This window comes from Streptomyces sp. ATexAB-D23 (genome assembly GCF_000373645.1).
In the GTDB taxonomy this organism is placed as follows: Bacteria; Actinomycetota; Actinomycetes; order Streptomycetales; family Streptomycetaceae; genus Streptomyces; species Streptomyces castrisilvae.
Window position 1 is genome coordinate 1 of record NZ_KB892088.1, and the last position, 1148, is coordinate 1148.

Annotated in this window: 1 protein-coding gene; it reads right to left on the minus strand. The window is 70.7% G+C overall.

All coding sequences use genetic code 11. The features are described from left to right. Window positions 1-1148: acyltransferase domain-containing protein (locus B082_RS0134115; protein WP_026250471.1), on the minus strand; the 1148-nt coding region annotated here is incomplete at both ends.

The following is a 1148-nucleotide window of genomic DNA, read 5'->3' on the forward strand; positions in this document are numbered from 1 at the left end:
GCGGTGACGGCGGTGGCCGGTTCGGGCTGCTTACGGTTCAGCGCCGCCACGGCGAACGCGTCCTCGTCGCTCTCACCGATCGCGCCCACAAGGCTTGCGTCGGGGCCCAGCTCCAGGAACCGGGTGACGCCCAGTGCCTTCAGACGAGTAACGGCGTCGGCGAAGCGGACCGTGCCTCGGACCTGGTCGGCCCAGTACGACGCGGTGAACTCCCCAGTCAGCTCACCCGTCAGCGTCGACACGATCGGAATGTCCGGGGTGCCGTACGTCAACTCGCCCGCTGCGGTAGCGAAGTCCGCCAGCATCGGGTCCATCAGGTGCGAGTGGAAGGCGTGGCTGACGTCGAGCCAGCGGCCCTGACGTTCGGTGAGCTGGGCAGCCACCGCTTCGACCGCCTCGCGCGTACCCGACACGACGACCTGCCCCGGAGCGTTCACCGCCGCCACCGAGGCACCCTCCACCAGCAGCGGGGTGACCTCGTCGGGGGTCGCCCGTACCGCCCACATCGCACCACCCACCGGCAGCGCCTGCATCAAACCGGCACGCGCGGCAACCAGCCGGCACGCGTCGGCCAGGGAGAGCACCCCGGCGACATGCGCGGCGGCCAGCTCACCCACGGAGTGGCCGACCAGGTAGTCCGGGCGCACTCCCCACGACTCCACCAACCGGAACAACGCCACCTCGACCGCGAACAGCGCGGGCTGCGCCCAACCGGTGTTCCTCAGGGAATCCGCATCCGTGAACATCACCTCACGCAGGCCCTCGAAGTGCTCACACACCTCATCCAGGGCAGTGGCGAACACCGGGAAGGAAGCCGCCAGCTCCCGGCCCATACCGACCCGCTGACCACCCTGACCCGAGAACACAAACCCCGTCAGNCCATCACGGGCCACGACCGGCGCCAACTGCTCGCCCAGCTCCCCCGTACCGGTGCCGAAGACAACAGCCCGGTGCTCCAGCGCGGCCCGGGTCGTCGCCAGCGACAGGCCGACATCGGCCGCGTCCAGACCCTCTGCCCCGGCCGCCAGCCGCCGCGCCTGCTCCGCGACACCAGCCGCCGTCTTCGCGGACACCAGCCACGGCACCACCGGCAACACCACATCCGAGGCCACCGGCTCCCGCGTAAGCTCCGGCGCCTCCTCGATGAT